The 22,025-nt window shown below is 36.2% G+C and carries 23 protein-coding genes; 15 read left to right on the plus strand and 8 right to left on the minus strand.

The window, feature by feature from the left end; translation table 11 throughout:
• Positions 1-564 carry an FxsA family protein gene (locus tag AC07M3_RS02705; protein WP_049836499.1) on the minus strand — a complete coding sequence of 188 codons (564 nt, stop codon included), beginning with the start codon at positions 562-564 and terminating at the stop codon, positions 1-3.
• Positions 565-1,060: 496 nt separating this feature from the next.
• Between AC07M3_RS02705 and blaOXA the strand changes: the two genes are divergently transcribed.
• Positions 1,061-1,882, plus strand: coding sequence for an OXA-213 family carbapenem-hydrolyzing class D beta-lactamase (gene blaOXA, locus AC07M3_RS02710; protein ID WP_494566435.1), 822 nt, complete (start codon positions 1,061-1,063; stop codon positions 1,880-1,882).
• Positions 1,883-1,948: 66 nt separating this feature from the next.
• Here blaOXA and AC07M3_RS02715 read toward each other — a convergent pair whose 3' ends face one another.
• Together AC07M3_RS02715 and AC07M3_RS02720 are read right to left on the minus strand one after the other, a co-directional pair.
• Positions 1,949-2,494 carry a GNAT family N-acetyltransferase gene (locus tag AC07M3_RS02715; RefSeq protein WP_494566436.1) on the minus strand — a complete coding sequence of 182 codons (546 nt, stop codon included), beginning with the start codon at positions 2,492-2,494 and terminating at the stop codon, positions 1,949-1,951.
• Positions 2,491-3,084 carry a helix-turn-helix domain-containing protein gene (locus AC07M3_RS02720; RefSeq protein ID WP_494566437.1) on the minus strand — a complete coding sequence of 198 codons (594 nt, stop codon included), beginning with the start codon at positions 3,082-3,084 and terminating at the stop codon, positions 2,491-2,493. The genes AC07M3_RS02715 and AC07M3_RS02720 overlap by 4 nt, the downstream gene beginning before the upstream one ends.
• A 240-nt stretch (positions 3,085-3,324) precedes the next feature.
• Between AC07M3_RS02720 and ruvC the strand changes: the two genes are divergently transcribed.
• Positions 3,325-3,870: a crossover junction endodeoxyribonuclease RuvC gene (ruvC, locus tag AC07M3_RS02725; RefSeq protein ID WP_003651385.1), complete on the plus strand. Its 546-nt coding sequence runs from the start codon at positions 3,325-3,327 to the stop codon at positions 3,868-3,870.
• A gap of 4 nt (positions 3,871-3,874) precedes the next feature.
• On the opposite strand, the gene AC07M3_RS02730 is transcribed toward ruvC, so the two are convergent.
• Positions 3,875-5,335, minus strand: a complete 1,461-nt coding sequence (locus AC07M3_RS02730; protein WP_494566438.1) for an NAD(P)H-hydrate dehydratase — start codon at positions 5,333-5,335, stop codon at positions 3,875-3,877.
• Between the two features lie 26 nt (positions 5,336-5,361).
• On the opposite strand from AC07M3_RS02730, the gene queG reads away from it, so the two are divergent.
• Positions 5,362-6,456 carry a tRNA epoxyqueuosine(34) reductase QueG gene (gene queG, locus AC07M3_RS02735; RefSeq protein WP_494566439.1) on the plus strand — a complete coding sequence of 365 codons (1,095 nt, stop codon included), beginning with the start codon at positions 5,362-5,364 and terminating at the stop codon, positions 6,454-6,456.
• 93 nt (positions 6,457-6,549) lie between these two features.
• Complete coding sequence (gene bioB, locus AC07M3_RS02740) at positions 6,550-7,539, plus strand: biotin synthase BioB (RefSeq protein ID WP_004642579.1); 990 nt, start codon at positions 6,550-6,552, stop codon at positions 7,537-7,539.
• 48 nt (positions 7,540-7,587) lie between these two features.
• Here the strand turns inward: bioB and AC07M3_RS02745 are convergent, their stop codons facing one another.
• Both AC07M3_RS02745 and AC07M3_RS02750 read right to left on the minus strand, forming a co-directional pair.
• Positions 7,588-7,800 (minus strand): hypothetical protein, encoded by a 213-nt coding sequence (locus tag AC07M3_RS02745; RefSeq protein WP_494566440.1) that lies wholly within the window; start codon positions 7,798-7,800, stop codon positions 7,588-7,590.
• Between the two features lie 63 nt (positions 7,801-7,863).
• Entirely contained in the window at positions 7,864-8,214 is a 351-nt protein-coding gene (locus AC07M3_RS02750) for a hypothetical protein (RefSeq protein WP_133746198.1), read from the minus strand.
• Positions 8,215-8,659: 445 nt separating this feature from the next.
• On the opposite strand from AC07M3_RS02750, the gene AC07M3_RS02755 reads away from it, so the two are divergent.
• The 7 genes from AC07M3_RS02755 (at position 8,660) to AC07M3_RS02785 (ending at position 16,184) form a co-directional block, all read left to right on the plus strand.
• On the plus strand, positions 8,660-9,196 hold the full coding sequence (locus AC07M3_RS02755; protein ID WP_494566441.1) for a fimbrial protein: 537 nt from the start codon (positions 8,660-8,662) through the stop codon (positions 9,194-9,196).
• A gap of 73 nt (positions 9,197-9,269) precedes the next feature.
• Positions 9,270-10,013 (plus strand): fimbrial biogenesis chaperone, encoded by a 744-nt coding sequence (locus AC07M3_RS02760; protein WP_494566442.1) that lies wholly within the window; start codon positions 9,270-9,272, stop codon positions 10,011-10,013.
• A gap of 56 nt (positions 10,014-10,069) precedes the next feature.
• Positions 10,070-12,610 (plus strand): fimbria/pilus outer membrane usher protein, encoded by a 2,541-nt coding sequence (locus tag AC07M3_RS02765; RefSeq protein ID WP_494566443.1) that lies wholly within the window; start codon positions 10,070-10,072, stop codon positions 12,608-12,610.
• Positions 12,607-13,626 (plus strand): fimbrial protein, encoded by a 1,020-nt coding sequence (locus AC07M3_RS02770; RefSeq protein ID WP_494566444.1) that lies wholly within the window; start codon positions 12,607-12,609, stop codon positions 13,624-13,626. Before AC07M3_RS02765 ends, AC07M3_RS02770 begins: the two co-directional genes overlap by 4 nt.
• A gap of 565 nt (positions 13,627-14,191) precedes the next feature.
• A complete protein-coding gene (locus tag AC07M3_RS02775) occupies positions 14,192-14,371 on the plus strand; it encodes a hypothetical protein (RefSeq protein ID WP_017390526.1) in 180 nt (59 codons plus the stop codon).
• 84 nt (positions 14,372-14,455) lie between these two features.
• On the plus strand, positions 14,456-15,460 hold the full coding sequence (locus tag AC07M3_RS02780; protein WP_494566445.1) for an AraC family transcriptional regulator: 1,005 nt from the start codon (positions 14,456-14,458) through the stop codon (positions 15,458-15,460).
• A 97-nt stretch (positions 15,461-15,557) separates the two neighbouring features.
• Positions 15,558-16,184, plus strand: a complete 627-nt coding sequence (locus AC07M3_RS02785) for a sterol desaturase family protein (protein ID WP_494566446.1) — start codon at positions 15,558-15,560, stop codon at positions 16,182-16,184.
• A 92-nt stretch (positions 16,185-16,276) separates the two neighbouring features.
• Here AC07M3_RS02785 and AC07M3_RS02790 read toward each other — a convergent pair whose 3' ends face one another.
• Complete coding sequence (locus tag AC07M3_RS02790) at positions 16,277-17,128, minus strand: LysR family transcriptional regulator (protein ID WP_005041209.1); 852 nt, start codon at positions 17,126-17,128, stop codon at positions 16,277-16,279.
• A gap of 94 nt (positions 17,129-17,222) precedes the next feature.
• Here AC07M3_RS02790 and AC07M3_RS02795 point away from each other — a divergent pair, with 94 nt between their 5' ends.
• The 3 genes from AC07M3_RS02795 (at position 17,223) to AC07M3_RS02805 (ending at position 20,537) form a co-directional block, all read left to right on the plus strand.
• Positions 17,223-18,152, plus strand: a complete 930-nt coding sequence (locus AC07M3_RS02795; protein WP_494566447.1) for a DMT family transporter — start codon at positions 17,223-17,225, stop codon at positions 18,150-18,152.
• A 257-nt stretch (positions 18,153-18,409) separates the two neighbouring features.
• Positions 18,410-18,874 (plus strand): hypothetical protein, encoded by a 465-nt coding sequence (locus tag AC07M3_RS02800; RefSeq protein ID WP_003651360.1) that lies wholly within the window; start codon positions 18,410-18,412, stop codon positions 18,872-18,874.
• A 247-nt stretch (positions 18,875-19,121) separates the two neighbouring features.
• Positions 19,122-20,537, plus strand: a complete 1,416-nt coding sequence (locus AC07M3_RS02805; protein ID WP_494566448.1) for a purine-cytosine permease family protein — start codon at positions 19,122-19,124, stop codon at positions 20,535-20,537.
• 60 nt (positions 20,538-20,597) lie between these two features.
• Here AC07M3_RS02805 and AC07M3_RS02810 read toward each other — a convergent pair whose 3' ends face one another.
• On the minus strand, positions 20,598-21,035 hold the full coding sequence (locus AC07M3_RS02810) for a PACE efflux transporter (protein WP_494566449.1): 438 nt from the start codon (positions 21,033-21,035) through the stop codon (positions 20,598-20,600).
• Positions 21,036-21,124: 89 nt separating this feature from the next.
• Here AC07M3_RS02810 and AC07M3_RS02815 point away from each other — a divergent pair, with 89 nt between their 5' ends.
• A complete protein-coding gene (locus AC07M3_RS02815; protein WP_494566450.1) occupies positions 21,125-22,009 on the plus strand; it encodes a LysR family transcriptional regulator in 885 nt (294 codons plus the stop codon).
• Positions 22,010-22,025: the final 16 nt, after the last annotated feature.

Raw genomic sequence — 22,025 nt, forward strand, 5'->3', positions numbered from 1 at the left:
TTAATCTTTATTTTTATGCTCAATTTTTTTGTGGTTTGGCGTAACATCGCGCGCTTCACCATCAATAATGTTTGAATCATGGTATTGGCCTTGACCACCACCCTGCTGGTTCTGCATATCTTGCATTTGACGCATTAAATCAGCAAATGGGTTTTGTCCCGAAGCATTACCCCCCATACCACCCATCATTTTATTCATCATAGCTTGCTGGCGTTTTGCAAGAGTTCTCATCGCTATATTACGAAATGCGGTTTGAACACCAGGAATCAAAATTAAAACAGCCAAAACATCTGATACAAGACCCGGCAACATTAATAAGAAACCTGCAAAAGCATAAGCAAGTTTTTTAGTTACTGTTGGGTCACTACCTAATTGGCCTGTCATCTGCATTTGCTGTAATTGAGGCATAATACCGGCAGTACTTCTGCGAATAAGCCCCAAACCAATAAAGAAAGCAATAATGAACCAAAAGAACACATACCATCCACTGATGAACTGTGCTACGCCAATCCATACGGCAATTTCAACAATCGCGCCCAGAACTACAATAAGAAGTAAATTCATGTAAAACTTTATCTATCTCAAAAAGAAAATTCATTGCAGTTTTATTTGACCTAACCTTATCTAAGTTTCAAATAAGGATTAAACATTCCTCTTAGTTCCGATTGTTCTGTCTAATTTCTAAAAATTAACAAAAACTATCGCATCGGCAAGAGTCTGCAATACTGGAGTATATTTGATTTTAACTCGATAAAAACAAACATGCTTTATTATTAATGAGTGCTGTATCAACTTTATCAAGTGCCACTTCAATCAGATTTTAATTTTTTTACTCTATTTGAGCGAGAATTCGTTCAAAAAAGAACTTCTTTAGTCAAATAAAGTCTTATTTGCTTAGCAAAGTTAGGAGCATTCCTTTGTTTATGCTTTACTTTTGGAGGACTTTAAAAGTAATACCTACATATAAACCTTCATAGATAGCTTACATTTCACCTATCTAAAGACAGCTCTATTCAAGTTAAATTAATTAGTAATACTTCAAATTAAATTTAGTCAGATTATGTATAAAAAAGCCCTTATCGTTGCAATAAACCTCCTATTTTTATCCGCTTGTTCTTCCAATTCGGTAAAACAACATCAAATACATTCTATTTCTGCCAATAAAAATTCAGAAGAAATTAAATCACTGTTTGATCAAGCACAAACCACAGGTGTTTTGGTGATTAAGCGCGGGCAAACAGAAGAAATTTATGGCAATGATCTTAAAAGAGCATCAACCGAATATGTTCCCGCTTCTACTTTTAAAATGTTAAATGCTTTGATTGGACTTGAACATCATAAGGTAACGACAACTGAAGTGTTTAAATGGGATGGGCAAAAACGTTTATTTCCTGATTGGGAAAAGGACATGACACTAGGCGATGCCATGAAAGCTTCTGCTATTCCAGTTTATCAAGAATTAGCCCGACGAATTGGTCTGAATCTTATGTCCAAAGAGGTGAAACGAATTGCTTTCGGTAATGCTAACATTGGTTCAAAAGTAGATAATTTTTGGCTCGTTGGCCCTCTAAAAATTACACCTCAACAAGAAACCCAATTTGCTTATCAATTAGCCCATAAAACGCTTCCATTTAGCAAAAATGTACAAGAACAAGTTCAATCTATGGTGTTCATAGAAGAAAAAAATGGAAGTAAAATTTATGCCAAAAGTGGTTGGGGATGGGATGTTGAACCACAAGTTGGTTGGTTAACAGGCTGGGTCGTTCAACCACAAGGAGAAATTGTCGCATTCTCACTTAATTTAGAAATGAAAAAAGGAACTCCTAGCTCTATTCGCAAAGAAATTGCTTATAAAGGCTTAGAACAACTGGGTATCTTATAAGTTGAACTCTATAGCCCAAGCATAGATTGGGCTATTTCTTTAATTTTAAAAGTTGAACCTAATTTATTAGCCATCAACTGGATGTAATGGCGTATTTAAATTTAACTGATAAAAAGCAGCATCCAGCCATTCACCAAACTTAAAACCGACTTGTTTAAAAGTACCTGCATGGATAAAGCCCATTTTTTCATGTAAGCCAATGCTTGCCTGATTGGTCGCATCAATACAACCAATCAATACATGTAGCTCGGCCTCTTGAGCTCGCTTAATCAGCTCTTGCATTAAAATTTTGCTTAGTCCGCTACCACGATGCTCATGATGAATATAAATACTATGTTCAACGGTATATTTATAGGCAGGAAAAGCCCTAAAGGTTCCCCAGCTCGCAAAACCCAATAACTTATCAGTCTCATCAACAATACCAATGACGGGAAAATCATTTTGTCTTTTAACTGCGAACCAGTTTTTCATCGACTCTTCAGAGCGCGGTAAATAGTCATATAGAGCGGTAGAATTGATAATTGCTTCATTCAGAATCTCTAATATAGCCGCTGAATGTTCTGCTTCATTACAATCAATTAAACGAAAATTGGAATTGAGGGAAAAGGTCATAAAGATTCCTGAATAGCAGAGACGAGTTGACTAGAGACGACTAAAATATAGCGTGCGACTTGAGATGAATTATTACTATATATAACGGGCTGGTTGAGTTGCATTGCCAAACAATCCCCTGTGCTTAAAGCATAAGAAGATTCACCTAATTGAATATCAATTTTCCCTTTGACTACCCAAAGTTGCTGTTGTACCACCTTAGAGGTTTCACTAATTTCATAAGTAATTCGTGAATGAGCTGGAAACTCAATTTCAACAATCTGAAATGAAGACTTCCAATTTGGAGGTGAAATTTGACGGCGAATATAGCCAGTTTCCGGGTCTTTCCATTCTGATTGTTGACTACGCCGAACAATGGGCTGAGGTGATTGATTACCTTGGTGGTTAGCGAAGAGTTGAGTCAAAGGTACATCCAAACCATTTGCTAGCTTTTCAAGGACAACCGCTGTTGGGCTGGCCTCACCTCTTTCAATTAACGAAATTGCGGAACGGCTCACTTGGCATCGTGTAGCAAGAACATCAAGGGTATATCCACGAGCTAAACGCAGTTCACGTACTTGCTGTGCGATGCGAATATTAATATCTTCCATGCACCCACAGATTCCATTTCCAAAATTATAGACAAATATTCCACTAAACTAGAATTCTGTCAATTATTAAAGAATTTTATCTTTTTTAGAAATCTTGAAAAACTATTCTTTGTAGTAACCAAAATAGAATCTATTAAAAAAACGAAAAATAACCATTCATAAGTAACTTGCTTAAATAACTCATGCAGATCATATTTTGGTATGTAACAATACCTTTAAATTATTTATGTAAGCCTTCGCATGTCTTTGATTATTGGGATTGACCCTGGTTCACGCTTAACAGGTTATGGAATCATAGAAAAAGATGGGAGCAAACTACGTTTTATCGATGCAGGTACTATTCGAACAGAAACTAAGGAAATGCCCGAACGCTTAAAACGTATCTTTGCTGGTATTGAACGTATTGTTAAATTTCATGGTCCAACTGAAGCTGCCGTTGAGCAAGTGTTTATGGCTCAAAACCCTGATTCGGCTCTAAAACTTGGTCAAGCACGGGGTGCAGCGATAGCCGCTTTAGTTAATTTAGATTTGCAAGTTGCAGAATATACTGCGCGCCAAATTAAACAATCTGTTGTAGGTTATGGAGCCGCAGACAAAGAACAAGTACAAATGATGGTCATGCGATTACTTAACCTGACCATTAAACCTCAGGCAGATGCAGCAGATGCACTAGCAGCAGCAATTTGCCATGCTCATGCATCTGGAAGTATGAGCAAACTGTCGGTCCTTAATGCCTTAGGTGGTATGGCACGTGGACGAAGCCGCTCTAGCAGTCGCAGACGTTAAAGCTTTATTGGTTCACTACTTGAGTAATTGTCTGATTCATCTCAAAAGCCTGTAAACCCCGCATACCTTGTTTTGCAAGTTGGTCACCAGCCTGAGCATGAAGGGTAACAATTTCATGTAATGCAATTGTTTTATGGAACTGTGCTTTTAAACTCGCGATCATGCCTGCAAGTACATCGCCCATTCCTCCAGTTCCCATACCCGCATTTCCTTGGGGACAAATATAAAGAGTATCTTCTAAAATCAGACTACCTGCTCCTTTAAGCACCCACTGCCCTGCATATTTTTGTTGTAAGGCATAAATCGCAGAGATTCGGTCATTCTCAATCTGAGTAGTAGAACACTCAAGCAATGTTGCAGCTTCTCCAGGATGAGGTGTTAAATAAATATGTGTATTCAATTTTTGAGGTTGCTTTGCTAGAAACCATAAAGCATCTGCATCTAAAACAATCTCCAGATGTTCACTCTGATTTAATAAATTAAACCATTGTCGGTAGATCTGCTTTGCCCAATCATCACGCCCCAACCCCATTCCAAAACACACTGCATCAACCTGAGATAAAATATCTTTAATAGACTTTTCAGTTAAGGCATTCATATCACGGAGCATAATATTTGGTGAACGAGACAAAATAGCCTGATGATGGTTTTGATGACAACTCACCGTGACTTTACCTGCTCCTGCATGAAAAGCAGCCTCGGCAGCCATAATTACAGCACCGCCCATTTGTTCATGCCCACCAACGACTAAAACATGCCCATAACTCCCTTTATGACCAAATGCCATACGCTTAGGAAGTTTAATATTTGTTGATGTTAAATAAGCTAATGGTTTCAGCTCTTGGTCTATAGGAATTAAATCAATTAAATGAAGCTCGCCTACGTATTCTTTGCCTTGACCTGTAAATAATCCAGCTTTAAGCCCTAAAACTGTAAATGTATGATCAGCCCTTATTGCACAAGGTAAAGCACATCCTGTATTTGCCTGCAAACCGCTGGGTATATCAACAGAAATTTTTAGGCCAGTTTGTTCATTAAATTGTTGAATAGCCTGTTGCCAATTAGTGTTTAATTCTCGATTTAAACCAATACCAAATAAAGCATCAATATGACAATCAAAATGCTTTGCAAGTTCAAAACCTTGATGAATTTGCACCAGTTGATCTTTTGCAAATTGCACAGCTTGATGTAAATCTGCTGAAGCTCCTACTTTTGAAGCAAAGATTTCAACATTCCAACCCGCTTGCTTTAGGTAGCTTGCAATAAAATATCCATCACCAGCATTGTTGCCTTGCCCACACCAAACAGCAATATTTTTAACAGACTGCTCTTTAAAAAGTTCAATTAACTGTTGAGCAATTGACCAAGCCGCTTGTTGCATTAAACCTAATGATGAGTTTTGCGCAGCAAACCAGCGTTGCTCCCATGCTTGAATATCATCGCTATGGTAAACTACTGTCTGCATTTTATTATCCTCTTCTGTTTTGGTTTATGACATCTTCCGATACATCACGCATTGCGTTGCAACAACTTGATCTTCATGAATTAAAAGCATGGATCAAGGCTCAAGCTTTAGACTTGGGTTTTGCTGATTGTGTCATTGCAAAACCAGATGCTCAAGAGCAAATGCCACGTTTTTTAGAGTATCTTGAACGAGGCTATCATGCAGATATGACCTATTTAGAAGAAAATTTAGAAAAGCGGGCTGATCCAACATTATTAGTTCCTGGCACAAAAAGTATTATCTGCGTTCGCATGAACTATCTTGTCGAATCTCCAAAACCTCGATATGTACCTTTCGAACCAAATTCTGCGATTATTGCTCGTTATGCACGTGGCCGTGATTACCATAAAGTAATGCGGGGACGATTGAAAACTTTAGCCACACGAATTCGTGAAAAAGTTGGTGATTTTGAATCGCGTCCGTTTGCCGATTCAGCCCCTATTTTTGAAAAATCATTGGCTGAAAGTGCTGGAATGGGTTGGACGGGTAAACATACTTTGCTCATTCACAAAAAGTCAGGTTCTTTTTTTGTATTGGGTGAACTATTTACATCACTCGATTTACCTTTTGATGGCCCAACGACCTCTCATTGTGGTTCATGTAGTGCTTGTATTGATATTTGTCCGACGCAAGCAATTGTGGAACCCTATATGCTGGATGCACGGCGTTGTATTGCATATTTAACTATCGAATATAAAGGAATTATTGCTGAAGAATTACGTGCCGGTATTGGTAACCGAGTTTTTGGTTGTGATGACTGTCAATTAATTTGCCCATGGAACAGTTTTGCCAAAACTGCGTCCATTAGCGATTTCAATCCTAGAAATGGATTAGACAGCATCAGCCTACTCGATATCTGGCAGTGGGACGAGACTACGTTTTTGGCAAATACGGAAGGCAGCCCAATCCGCCGGACAGGTTATCAATCTTTTAAACGCAATATTGCTATCGGTTTAGGAAATGCTCCTTATTCAAAGGAAATTGTAGCTCAACTACAAAATGGCAAAATTTTGCATGATGATATTGTCAACGTGCATATTGATTGGGCAATTGAACAGCAACTTAATCAACTTCAGTCATGAAATTAAAAAAATGATGTTTTTTGCCCTATAGCTTTAATACGAATTCTGTATGATTATGTGTAGTGAATTAATGCCATCATCATGGATATGACAATGACTCTACGTAATGATTGGAATCGTGAAGAAATCCAAGCTTTATATGAACAACCCTTTTTGGATTTAGTTTTCAAGGCTCAGCAAGTACATCGCGAGCACTTCACTGCCAATGCGATTCAGGTCAGCACCCTTTTATCGATTAAAACGGGTAAATGCCCTGAAGATTGCAAGTACTGTTCACAATCAGCACATTACGAATCAAAATTAGAAGCAGAAAAACGTATTGCTGTAGAAAAAGTGATTAGCGAAGCAAAAGCTGCAAAAGATTCAGGTTCTTCTCGTTTTTGTATGGGTGCAGCTTGGCGTAACCCACATGAACGCGATATGCCTTATGTTTTAGAAATGGTACGTGAAGTAAAAGCTTTGGGTTTGGAAACTTGTATGACGTTAGGCATGCTTAACCAATCTCAAGCAGAGCGTCTACAAGTTGCTGGTTTAGATTATTACAATCACAACCTAGATACATCTCGTGAGTACTACTCACACATCATTAGCACGCGTACTTTTGATGATCGTTTAAATACCCTAGATTATGTTCGCCAAGCTGGCATGAAAGTTTGTAGTGGCGGCATTGTAGGTTTAGGCGAAAGCCGTGATGACCGTGTTGGTTTATTACATGAATTAGCTACCCTACCAATTCATCCTGAATCTGTGCCAATTAACATGCTTGTTCCAATTGAAGGAACGCCGTTAGCAGATGTTGAGAAGCTTGATGTAATTGAATGGATCCGCACTATTGCTGTTGCGCGTATTATTATGCCGCATAGCTATATTCGTTTATCCGCTGGTCGTGAGTCATTAAGTGATTCAGATCAAGCATTAGCATTTATGGCAGGCGCAAACTCATTATTTTCTGGTGATAAATTACTCACCACACCAAATGCAGGTGAAGGTAAAGACCAAGCGTTGTTTAACAAACTCGGCTTAACCGCAGAAAAACCAAAACCAACAGTTGCTGATCTATCAGTAAATGCTATGAGCGCATAACTCAAGGCAGTAAAATAAAAAAGCCCTGATTCTTCAGGGCTTTTTTATTTAAACAGAAGTAACTAAAATTCCATAAGTGGCATTAAGAAATGTCCCGACTCGAATAATGTCTTTTCCTGCTGCATGTGTTACAGACAACTCTTGGCTCAACACATCAAAATTAAAAGAATCGAAAACATCTTGATGGTGTAAGAGCCAAATCACTGTATCTGCTATATTATCATCCACAATATAAGTTAAAGCCTTAAAGTCTTTACTCATAAATCACTCTTAAAAATAAATTTTATGAATTTTATATGAGTTAACTCTACCTTAAAAGAGAATCTAAGCTGCTTTAGGGTTCACTAAAGAACGACCCGACAATAAGCTTGTCAAAGCTTGTGGTGAAAACTCCAATGAAAGCACATGATTCTTGAGATTAACAGAGTGTTTACTGATCAATGGAAGTAAACCTTCTTCTGTTTCAAAGACGTATTCATCTGCAATATTTAAGATACCCTCAAGATTAGTTGTACTCGAAGCAAGATCATGACTAAAGATGTCATAAATCGTTTGCAAGTTAAACGTTGTCTGCTGCTCCGTTGGGTGCTTAATGAGATAATCCTTTAAAAACAAAACTAGCTTATGAGCAAAGAAAAAGTAATTAGGTTTATAGCTATACTTCATACTATTCATGGAACGAAACTCCAGATTATCTTTTATTAAATTACAACTAAAACAGTAGGAATTGAATCTTAAAAAATTCTTAAAAAATAAATATATTCACAAGATAAATTAAAAAATAATTTTATTGTTAAAAAACAATAATTTATACCATACATATGGGCAACTTTTATCTTAAATGTCTTAAAGTTAGATTAATTTAATAAAATACAATTACTTAAATATTACGAGTTTTTTCATTTTATTTTAAAAATGAATCACACATTATTTTACCAACTGATAAAAAATATATTTCCAAAATATTAAATAATAAAAATAATCAATCAGAATATATATAAATATAATGTTTTTCTTGTTTTTTGGTTGAAAAGTGATATATTTCCTTCGCCTTACTTAAGCAGAATAAACTTGCTGAAAAGTAATGGAATTTATTTTAAAAGGCTATTCTGGGGATTTTATGAAAAGATTTATTTTTATGGCGGCGGTTTCTGTCTTAAATATAACAAATGCACAAGCTGCAGATGGCACAATTACTATTAATGGTCTTGTCACGGATAATACTTGTACGATTGATACTGGAGATAAAAATCTAACAATTAACCTGCCTACAGTTTCATCTCAAACCTTAAAAAATGCAGGTGATGTAGCTGGCCGCACCCCATTTCAAATTAATTTAACGAACTGTGCTTCGGCTGGTAAAGTAGCCACCTATTTTGAGCCTGGTGCTACCGTTGATTTTAATACTGGTCGTTTATTAAACCAAGCAACCTCGGGCGGGGCAACAAACGTGAATATCCAGTTGCTAGGCAGTAATAATGCTGTAATCCCTGTACTCGCTACAGGCACGAATGCGACTCAGACCAACTCACAATGGGTGAATGTTTCGGCAGGTGGTGATGCTGACCTTAACTATTATGCTGAATACTATGCTACAGGTGCTTCAACTGCGGGTGCGGTAACATCGCAAGTAAAATACACCATTATTTATCAATAAAATTAAAATTGAAGCTTCTATTTAAAGATAGAAGCTATCTCCTATCTATTATTCATTATTGAGAATATGACTCATGCTTTTTCGTGGTCGTAAGTTTTTTTGGGGATTAGTTTGTCTACAGGTAGCACTGACTACCACAGGGCATACTGAAATTGTTTTACATGGAACTCGTGTCATTTATCCTTCCAATGCACGTGAGATCACTTTGCAACTGAGTAATAACGGTACAGCTCCCTCTCTTGTTCAAGCTTGGATCGATGATGGAAATGCAAAGTTGACTCCCGATGAAGCAAATGTGCCCTTCATTATTACTCCCCCGATTTCACGAGTAGAAGCGAATAAAGGCCAGACCTTAAGAATTACAGCTCTGCCTAATACTTCTCAATTAAATCAGCAACAAGAATCTATTTTTTGGCTTAATGTTTTAGATATACCTCCTAAACCGGAAGGAAAAACTCAACAAGACCAAAATACCTCTATTTCTAATAATTTTTTACAGCTTGCTGTTCGTTCGCGTATTAAATTTTTTTATCGCCCTATAAATCTAAAAGAAAATATTGAACAACTAAGTGAGAAAGTTCAATGGAAAATGAATGATCAATATCTAGTAGTAAAGAACCCGACACCCTTTTTCCTAACTATTAGCTCCATTTTTCAAGGAAGTGAAGGCCATAAAACAGACTTATTACAGCAAGGATTAATGGTTGCCCCTTTTTCCGAAGATAAAATAAAACTAAAAACTAAAAATTTAGCAGACATGAGCTTTGTATATATCAATGATTATGGTGGAAGAGCTGAGCACCCAATAAAGTTCTAACCTTACTGTATTACTTAAGAAAACCTAAATACCTATCATGAATAGGCTCTAAAACTATGTCTAAATGGTTTATACCTTATATATGTTTAAAAAGCCCTTTTACTTGTTATGTGGCCTCAAGTATTGCGGTATTTATGCCTTTGGCTGCATATGCCGAAAATAGTACCGATGTTTCAGGTTTCTCAAAAGCAGAGTTTGATAGTAATTTTTTAGTAGGTAATGCGCAAAAAATTGATATTGGCCGTTTCAAATATGGAAACCCCATCTTAGCTGGTGAATATAGCTTAGATGTCTATATTAATGGTCAATGGCTGGGTAAACGACGTATGCGCTTTAACGCACACACTCCCAATGCAAATGCCGAAACCTGTTTCACAGAAGCCATGTTACTAGAATATGGCGTAAAAGCTGAGGTGCTTAGCCAACATTCTCATACATCATCTCTTTCTTGTGACACACTTGGGACTTGGATAGATAATGCTTTTTATTTATTTGATAGCTCCCGTTTAAGAATTGATATTTCTATCCCCCAAGCCACATTAGAAAAAAATGCACAAGGCTATATCGACCCACATTTTTGGGATCGAGGTATTAATGCAGCTTTTTTGACATATAACGCAACTGCTTATCGGATAGTTAACGAACAACATGAAAGTACATATGCTTTTATGGGGACGAATCTTGGAGCAAATTTAGCGAGTTGGCAATTTCGCCATAATGGACAATGGAAATGGCAAGACCATACTGATTTTCAAACTGATAATTCTTCTTATACTTCAACGAATACATATATACAAAAAGCATTTCCGAAAATTCATGGCGTTGTGACTTTAGGCGATTATTTTACTAATAGTGATTTTATCGATTCGTTACCGTATCGCGGGGTAAATATTTCAAGTGATGAACGAATGCTTCCAAACAGTATGCTCGGTTACGCTCCCAGAGTGAGAGGTTATGCAAAAACCAATGCGAAAGTCGAGGTTAGGCAACAAGGCAATTTAATTTATCAGACAACGGTACCACCCGGAAACTTTGAAATTAATGATCTTTACCCAACGGGGTTTGGAGGCGAGCTACAAGTTTTGGTAATTGAATCTAATGGAATAATTCAAAAATTCTCTATTCCCTATGCTTCTGTCGTCGAAATGCTACGCCCTCAAATGAGTCGATACTCTTTTACTTTAGGGCAGCTTCGAGATTCAAACCTTAGCCTAACTCCATGGCTGATACAGGGTAAGTATCAACGGGGAATTAATAATTACCTCACAACTTACAGTGCGGTTCAAGCGACCCAGCAATATATCTCTTTATTACTAGGTACAGCTTTTTCAACACCAATTGGAGCTGTCTCTTTTGATGCCACTCAATCAAAAGCTGAGTTTGATCATCAATCTAAAATGACAGGGCAAAGTTATCGTTTAAGCTACAGTCGACTATTTTCTCCAACAAATACTAATTTAACATTAGCTACTTATCGCTATTCAACAGAGAACTACCTCAAATTGCGTGATGCAATTTTAATTCAAGATTTACAACAACAAAATATTGATAGCTTTTCCGTAGGAAAACAAAAAAGTGAATTCCAGATTACTTTAAATCAAGTTCTTCCAAAGCAATGGGGAAATTTTTATTTAGTGGGTTCATGGACAAACTATTGGAATCAACCCACGACCAATAAACAGTTCCAATTAGGTTATAGCAATCAATTTAAAGATTTAACTTATAGTTTATCCGCAATTAGCAGTGAGATTAATGAAGGCGGCACTCGCACAGGTCAAGATACGCAGTACCTTGCTTCTTTATCTTTTCCATTAGATTTTAAGAAAAATTCTCTGACTTTTAATAGTGTTATTGGTGAGGATAGCCAGACTTTAAGTTTCAGTGGCTTTACAGGAAGTCGCTTAAACTACGGCGCATCAATTTCTAATCAGGATCATGGTCAAACCAACCTGAATATTAATGGTACCTATAAAACAAACTATACAACACTTGGTGCTTCATTAAGTCACGCAGATTCATACCAACAAGAAATGCTTAACTTCAGTGGCAATGTTGTTGCACATTCCCAAGGAATTCTGTTTGGGCCAGATCAGGCTCAAACTATGGTGTTGGTCTATGCACCGGATGCTACGGGAGCACAAGTCGGTAATATACCAGGGCTCAGTATTAACAAAAAGGGATATGCCGTTATTCCTTATGTTACGCCTTATCGTATGAATGACATCAGTCTTGATCCACAAGATATGTCCACACAAGTTGAACTTGGTGAGAGCAGTTTACGGATTGCTCCCTATGCAGGCTCGATCACTAAAGTTCAATTCTCAACAAAAAAAGGTTATGCACTTTTTATTAGTACAACAACATTAGATGGCTCACATCTACCTTTTGCCGCACAAGTGTACAACCAGAATAACGAAGTAATAGGTATTGTCGCGCAAGGCAGTCGCATTTATTTACGAACACCCTTAACCCATGACCGTTTATATGTGAAATGGGGAAATACGAGTACTGAAAAATGTGAAATTGAATACGATATAGCGGATCAAATAAAGCAAAACAACCAACCAATTATTATGACAAAGGCAGTCTGTAAATGAATAATATTTTAAAAAAAATTGGATTTTTGGCAGTGAGTCTATTTGCTTATAGCCATACAAATGCAAATTGTAATTTAAGTAAAGGATTTACTACCGTCGATATTCCGATGAATATAGGTAAAATCGTAGTAAAACCAAATGATCCAATAGGAACGATCTTACAAAAGAATACTTTTACAGTATCTCCTAATAATTCGACTGCAACTTGTAATCGAGCGAGTGATCAAATTATTGCAGCTCTCCCCTTAAATTATCCAATTAGTCCTATAGGTAATAATGTTTATGCCACCAATATTCCGGGTATTGGTATTCGACTTTATCGCGAAGCTGCCGATGCTTCAGATTTTTCAGGATATTATCCTTATAGACGTACATTAACACCCAATCAAACATATACACTTTCCCCTGGGTATTTTGTTATGGAAGTTATTAAAACTGCCATGACAACAGGCTCCGGAGCACTAGTCGCAGGCCGTTACAGTACCTATTACGTATCAGGACAACAGAACCGCCCATTTTTAACTACTACCGTATTAAGTAATGCCCCTATTCTTATTGCGTCTTCATCTTGTGAAATTCAAAACGGTGTAGATTCACTAGTTCAACTTCCAACCGTGATGAAATCAGGCTTTAGAGCGATTGGGTCAACCCAAGGGGAACAGAATTTTAATCTATCAATCTTATGTAATGGTGGCGAAAACAACTCTGGTATCGCTACGAGCAATACGATCAGCTTAAGTTTTGATTATAATTCTGATACCTCCAATAATCAGGTGATTAACAACAGTGCCGCGAATTCAATCAAAGCCAACGGTGTGGGTGTTGAACTGTTATGGAATATGAATGGAGCAAATCAGCCGATTCAAAAATCAACCAAACTAAATATAGGTATGGTGAGTTCCAACCAAACTGTTGAATATGATATACCTTTAACTGCTCGTTACTATCAGACTGCCACCAATGTGACCGCAGGTGAGGTTAAAGCCACAGCGACGGTGACGATTCAATATGATTAACTATTCTCTATAAAAAAACTACTAAGAACAAATAAGCTTACTGCTACCAAGAGAACTCAAAAAACTAATTTTTTTCAAACTTTGTAGTTCTATTAAAAAATCACATAAAAAAATGCTCATAAGCAAAAATAGCAAATGAGCATTAGTGATAACCACTTAACCTGAAATACAAATTGTGGGAAATAGATCACAATTTGCATAGGTATAATTTCAAAATTCGGCTTAAAGATCAAGTCTTTTTTTTAACAAAAATTTAAAAAACCACCATAACATACTGTTTTAAATAAATTAAAAAAATAAATTTAATTTATAAACGCTATTTTATAGTGCTTCTAAAGAATTATCATTCTATATAATTAATAAAAACTTAATTTTAAGAAAAATTAAAAGACACTCGTCAAGTCGGATAAATTTAAATTTACTTTAAATTCAAATAGTTATGTTAAAATCATAAAAATTTAAATTTTAAAAAATTACATAATTTATAATAAAAAAAACATAAATAAATTTAGAAATCCCCTTCAATTGCAAATAATATGTTTTAGACTTTTTATCAGAACGTAACATGCTCATTTTTTGGAAAATATTATGTATCTTATTACTAAGTCTAGGCGCTACAAGTATAGGTTTTGCGATTAGTAACATCGATCTTTTTCTTTTTTTTATAGGTTTGCTTTTATTAACCTCTTTTATCTTAGCTTTAAAACAAGCACGTGAAGATGCGGGTTTCTTTCCTGATAATTAAACTAATATAAGTTTCTGAGATATAGAATCAGCAATAAAATCATGATTGAATATGCGCTATAGTTTATAGAGTTGTCATCAAATTATGTCTAAAAATTCTTCAGACGCTGGAATTTTTTTATGGATGACTTACCAGACTATGCAAAAGATGGGCTTAGATGCAGCATCTATTTTTGCAAGTGTAAATTTGCCTAATCACCCACCTGATAAAAATATTCGTAGAGATAATTCTACCCAACACCGTTTTTGGACAGCTGCTGAAGAAATCAGCCAAGATCCTGATATTGGCTTACATGTAGGTAAACAAATGCCCCCTTTCCGGGGTTTGGTCATTGAATATCTATTTTTGAGCAGCTCTACATTTGGTGAAGGATTGCAGCGCGCGATAAGATATCAAGCACTACTTACAGATGTCTTTAGCCTTTCCTTAACCATTAATGAAGATCAAGCAATATTATGGGGTTTTGAGCATCCGGTAAGGCATTATTTAGAATGTGGAATTGGTATTTTTCTTAATTTTTTTAAATATATTACTAATAATGAGTTCAGGCCTAGTCACATTACTCTACCTTATCAACAAGGCGCCTCGACTGAAACTTATCAAGAGATGTGGGAATGCCCCGTCATTTTAGGCCAAACAAAAGGTGCTATAGTTTTTCCGAGTGTACTATTAAATAAGACATCACCAGCTGCTGAGCCAGAATTATTAAAAATCCATGAAACTCTTGCTGAACAGCAGTTATTAACATTAGAAAAGCATCAACTGATTCATGCAATTGAACGTTTACTTAGTAATGGATTACTTGAATCTGGGCAATTTGATCAAAAATTGATTGCAGAACAATTAAACCGCAACCCTCGTACTCTTCGCGCTGATTTACAAGCTATTAATACAAATTATGAAAAGATTCTAAATCAACATCGAGAAAAACTTGCCAGACGTTTGCTTGCTAATACACAAGAAACTATTGATCAAATTGTTTATTTAACCGGTTTTTCAGAGCCCTCTGCGTTCACACGTGCATTCAAACGATGGACCAATGAAACTCCAAGTGCTTATCGACAACGTAAACAAAAACAATCAAATTGATTCTAAAGGCAATTGGTCTACTGCCTATTAGGTCAAAGGGATAAAACGCTCTTCTTTTACAATGGCTTTAAATTGTAATTTAGAAGAAGTGACCAATATGCTTGGATTTCCTGTAGGTGTTTTTGTAGCAAATGGCTTGGAATGGTACTTTCATAAAGTTTGGCTGCATGAGTTTCCAAGCCAGTATCGTAATAGTCCATTTTTCACCCATATCGCACATCATAAACGTGCCCGTTTAAATGGCTTCCATGATGAAGGCTATGCCGAATCTATGCTTAAAAATGCTGAAATTTATAATGAAAAAACAGCCTTAATTGGATTAGCAGGTGCTGCTACCATTTTTTTACCTGTAGCTCCTTTTTTTACAGCTGGACTCTATTATGGTTTATGGAATTATTGGCGCGTGCATGCCAAGTCTCACTTATATCCAGAATATGCAAAAAAACGTATTCCTTGGCATTATGATCACCATATGACAAGTAATCAGAATGCTAATTGGTGCGTTACCAGACCTTGGTTTGACTATATTATGGGAACAAGAGTAACCACCGAAGTATCTAAAACCGAAACTAATCCTTTAGGGATAAAATTACCTAAATGGGTAGAAAAACCTATTAATTCAGCGGCTAGACGTTTACTTGCTAAGTCTTTTGCCAAAATTGATTTAAACTCTCGTCAAGATCAATCTAATTTACGTGAAGGTATAGAAGTTAGTCTGACCTAGCGTATTGATCTAACTAAATTCAAAAGAAGCTGCGGGAAAAATGGCAGCTTCTTTAAACAGACGTCTAAGAGTTAGCATTTAACTAACCAGGTTTAAGTTCTAAAAGACTCGAAACAACTCACCAGAAAATCCATTACTACACGTATTGCAGGACTATGTCTTAGATCTTCGTGGGTTACCAACCAGATTTCAGCACTCATGGGGTGATCATCTTGCAATCTTACCAAGTTACTCAGTGTGCCTAAAAAATCAGGTAACACAGCTAATCCAGCTTCGCCACATGCGGCTCTCCACTGAAGCTCAGGATGATTTGTAACCATTATAGGTTCTTTATTGCCTAATCTTTCTTTTAACTTCTGCTGTTTTTGACCATGTACACCCCCGACTTCTACGCTGATCCATTCATAACTTTCAGAATCAGTTGAAGCTAAATAATTTGGAGCAGCATATATTCCAAAAGGAATTTCACCTACTTTACGAGCAACTAAGTTTTCATCTTTAGGACGTCCAAATCGTACAGCAATATCAGCCTCACTATGCTGCAAAGAAACATAATGAACATCACCAAGTACACGCAACTTTAATTGGGGATAATGACGATAAAATCTTCCCAGATGAGGCATGATGAGATGCGCAGCCGTTAAAGGAGGCATACTAATAGAAACACTACCCATCACTTCTTGCTGGCCAGCCTGAGTTAAACGTTCAATAGAAAACGTTTCTTCCATCATACGAGCGACTACTTGTGCAAGACGCTCTCCATCCGGAGTAAGAATGTAGGTCCGTGGTCTACGATCCACTAATTTGAGTTTTAAGTTTTGTTCTAGTTGAGCAATTCTTCTGGATACAGTTGCATGGTCTACCCCCAACTTTCTTGCGGCAGCTGACAGTGATTTCTCTTCGGTAAAAACTGAAAAGTAATGTAAATTTTCCCAATCAATCATTGTGCAAATTTTCACATTAGAAGTGTATTAATACGGAATTGTACACCTTTATATAATTGCCCAGAATAAAACCTTTCTTAGTGGGAGCCTGTCGATGAACAGAACGGTGGCTTATGCCTATGCTGGTGTTGTATTAACAATGTTTTTTTGGGGATCAGCATTTAATGCAATGTCTTATATTATTCAACATATGCCTCCGCTATCTGCCGCATCTGAACGGTTTTCAATTGCAAGCCTAAGCTTACTTCTGATCTTTTCAATAACAGGCAAACTAAGATGGGCAGCCTTAAGTCAAAATTTATTTATCTATCTTATTATTGGGGTTGTCGGCATTGCAGGATTCAACATAGGTTGTTTTTATGGCTTACAGACTACATCTGCCGTGAATGGGGCTTTAATTATGGCAACTACACCATTGATGACCTTATTAATGACAATTATTTTGAACGGTGAAAAACTCACCCCTAGTAAATTTTTAGGCGTTTTATTCGGCTTAAGTGGTGTGTTACTCGTCATTAGTCAGGGGCATATAACAACTTTACTTCACCTGAAAATAGACATTGGAGATCTATTTATATTATTAGGGGCTTTTGGATTTTGCTTAGCAAACGTTCTATCTCGCCGCTATGTAAAAAATGCCACGCCTTTAGAAACAACGACTTTTTCTATGATGTTCGGGGCAATAACACTTGGCGTGTTGAGTATGATATTTGAAGATCCTCTTACAGCCATCACTTCTGCGCCTGTAAATGCACATCTGGCCATGGGTTATGTGATTATCTGCTCTACAATGATTGCTTATCTATTCTGGTTTAATGGCATACAAAAGTTAGGAGCCGGACGTGCTTCCGTCTTTTTTAACTTTGTACCAGTATTTAGTATGCTGATCGCCCTACTTACAGGGCAGTCTCTCAATATCTGGCAATTGATAGGAACAGCTTTAGTGATGTTTGGTGTAATGAGTAGCGGAGGTTTTTTTAAAATTAAAGGCACCCCACTTATAGTGAAACATTGTACAAAATAGGAAATTTGCTGCTACATTAAAAATCATATGTTTATCATGTAGCAGCATTTTCAAATAAAAAAAATAGAAAAAATATTTACTTAATAAACTCTTTAATTTTATAATTTTTATTTTTAATAAATATATTTTTACATTTCCAATTATTTATCACAAAAGCTCATCTTAATTATTGCGTTGTAACAAATAATATATGTTTCTCTAAAACTTAATAAAATATTGCCATATATAGTTTTAAAACAACCCAAGGAGATATTAAAATGAAGCTGGATTTCACCACCATTGAAAAGCAAGCCCAATTGTTGCAAGAAGAGCAAGAAAAAATTGGGCAACAAGATCATGATTTTCAAATCGCTTTAGATAAGCATAGAGAATCTTTAAAGAATTTATTTAAAGAGCTTTTTCATGATCAAGAAATTAAAACAGAAAATGGAGGCCACTGTTGTGTAACATTCGGAAATTTTAAAATTTCTTTATTAATTGAAACTGCTAAATTTGAGAATGGTGTTCCGGTAAAATTAAATTCAGTAAACCCTATTATTGTGAAATTTAAAAAAGACAAACCAGTTGCAAAAGCACAATTTACCGATGCAACTCAATATTTAGATAATCATTCAGAAGCTCCAAACTATCAGTATTATTATAAACAAGAAGATAAAACCCAACTCGTCCAATTTTCTGAACTTCCAACTTTTTTTCAAGCTATCTTAGACACGAATGTATAAAGTCAGGCCCTCAATAGAGGGCTTTTTTATATATTATTTTTCTATCACTTAACTCTATTAAAAAATAAAATCAGTCTAATTATTTTTTTTATTTATCTATGAAATATTTAAGCCACTTTTAGGTTCTACAGCCTCAAAAAGGATTTGATTCTTTTTAAAATTACTTGTATATACATGTTTGTATTTGTTTGTACAAATACTGACTTAATAAAAATAGAGTGGACTCTTAAAGGACAAGGAGAGTGTAATGGACTCATCGGCTGAGAAACCAAATAGTAGTTTTATTGAAAACCGAAGCATTGATTTTATTCCAGAGAATGAAAGACATGGCGGAGTGTTTGCTCAATTCACCCTCTGGTTTGGTGCCAATTTGCAAATCACGGCCATTGTGACGGGTGCACTAGCAGTCGTATTAGGTGGTGATGTTTTTTGGTCGATTATTGGTTTATTTGTGGGACAGTGTTTTGGTGCTGCTGTCATGGCTCTACATGCTGCTCAAGGTCCAAAACTAGGCCTTCCCCAAATGATTTCAAGTCGTGTTCAGTTTGGTGTCTATGGCGCATGTATTCCAATCATACTCGTCTGTCTCATGTATCTGGGGTTTACTGCAACTGGTGAGGTACTAGCGGGTAAAGCTATTGCACATCTAACACATGTCAGCAATACAACTGGCATCTTAATTTATGCTTGCTTTATTATCTTATTTGCAACGATTGGATATCGCTTAATTCATGTGGTAGGCAAAGTAGCCAGTATTATTGGCTTGATTGCTTTTGTTATTATTCTGACTCAAATTTTAGCTCTTTCTGATTTCTCAGAACTCTTAGCAGTACGTCATTTTAGTTGGTCTTCATTTTTGTTAGCAGTTTCACTTTCTGCTTCTTGGCAAATCTCTTTTGGACCTTATGTTGCGGACTACTCTCGTTATCTTCCAACTAAAACGTCTTCATCTCGCGTTTTCTGGGCCGTTGGCTTAGGTTCTTTATTAGGTTCACAAATTTCCATGACCTTAGGAGTTTTGATTGCTCAGGTTGCAAACGGAAATTTTGTTGGAAATGAGGTTCAATATGTGGTTGGAATGAACCCCATCGCCTTAGTTGTTACCTTCTTATATTTTAGTATTGCTTTTGGCAAAGTTACTCTGACGACCTTAAATGCTTATGGTAGTTTCATGTGTGTTGCTACGGTTTGGAACAGTTTCAAATCGACAAATCAAATCTCAAAAATAACAAGATTGCTCATTGTCCTTGCTATGGTTGTGATCTCGACTTTTATAGCAATTATTGGCGAGCACACTTTCTTAAGTGCTTTTAAAGCATTTATTTTGTTTTTACTTACTTTTTTTATTCCATGGAGCGCAATTAATCTGGTTGATTACTACTTTATCTCTAAAGAAGAATGTGATGTAGATGCGCTCTATGATCCAAATAGCAAGTATGGCCGCTGGAATCGAATCGGTATTACTTGCTACTTTTTAGGTATTTTAATTCAACTACCATTCATTGATAGTAAATTTTATACAGGTCAAATCGCGGCAATGTTGGGAGGCATAGATCTATCATGGTTAGTGGGACTTATCTCTACAGCACTGATTTATTATATTTTCGCAAAAAAAGCTCAACTAAAATTTTCAAAGCAATTCGTCATTGATCAAACCAAATAGCACAACTTAATAAGCTATCAAAGTCGAATACCTTGATAGCTTACTAATATCATTTGAGGGCTATTCTTGTAGTGCTTTACCTTGGGCGGAAATAGGTAACCCAAATAATTTATCAAAGCCCCAATTAAAGATAAAAGTGTAGATGGGAATAATGATAATAAAGGCTACATCTAACCAAAAAGCAGCAATCAGAGAAATATCCATCCACCATGCAATAAGAGGAATCAAAAATAAAACTAAGGTAAGCTGAAAACCAATTGCATGCACAACCCTACGTTTGACTGTACGGATATTACTACTTTGCCTAGCTTCCCACTTCTCATATATAACATTGTAAATAAAATTCCAAGTTACAGCGATGGTCGTAATCATGACAGATAGAGGCCCAGTATGTTCCACACTATCACCTGCCAAAATAGCTAACCCTACTGATGAAATAATCATTCCAATCACTTCATAAGAAGAAACATATACGATTCGACGCTTTACACCTTGCATAATCAATAAACTCTGCTTAATTCTTTATATTTTAATTTCAGTTAAAATCATATATAAAGTTAATAGCTTTCAGTTTGACTGATATCAAAATGAATTTTAACAGTGAAAATATTGAACTCTTCATCACCGTACTAGATACGGGATCTTTCTCTGCGGCCGCTCGTAAACTAAATCGGGTCCCCTCAGCAGTCAGCATGGCCATTGCTAATTTGGAAGCAGAATTGGGTTATATCTTATTTGAACGAACTCCTCGAAAGGTCATTCCAACTTCTACAGCATTAGCTTTAGAACCACAGGCTCGCATTATTTCTGAACAGCTTAGGCTATTTAGTACTCATGCCCATGAACTTTCTTTAGGTCTTGAAAGTAAATTACGTATTGGTGTTGTCTCTGATGTAAATACCAAATTATTATTCTATTCAATAAAAAAATTAGCCGATAAATTCCCATTACTTAATATAGAAGTTATTACTGCCCCTCAAGATGACATCGTAAATTTACTTTATACGGAAGAAATTAGTCTTTGTTTAGCGGGGTCAGACCTAAATATAAAAATGCGTGAAAATCTGCAATTGGTAATGACTGAAACAGTAGTTGCCACTATTTCGTCTAATCATAGTCTTCTAAAAGAAAAAACAAAGCAGTTTTCTATTGAAGAGTTAATCAATATTAGGCAAATTGTAGTAGCGAGTAGTGACCATGAAATGACAGATTCTCGTTCAATTATTGGTGCAATGTACTGGAAAACGAATAGTCTACAAACAGCAATTAATATGGTTGAAGCAGGACTCGGCTGGGGAAATTTCCCTTTATCATTAGTACAAGAAAAAATCGATCAAGGTCATTTAGTTCTTTTAGATTTTAAAAATACCAAAAATCATTTACCTCTATCCATTTACTTAATTTGGCTTCAAGACCGCCCATTATCTAAAGCGGCTCGAGAACTCATCCAAATTATTCAAGAAAATTTATAATTTCTTATACTTTAGT

The sequence above is a fragment of the Acinetobacter sp. GW821-FHT09D10 genome, assembly GCF_059416285.1.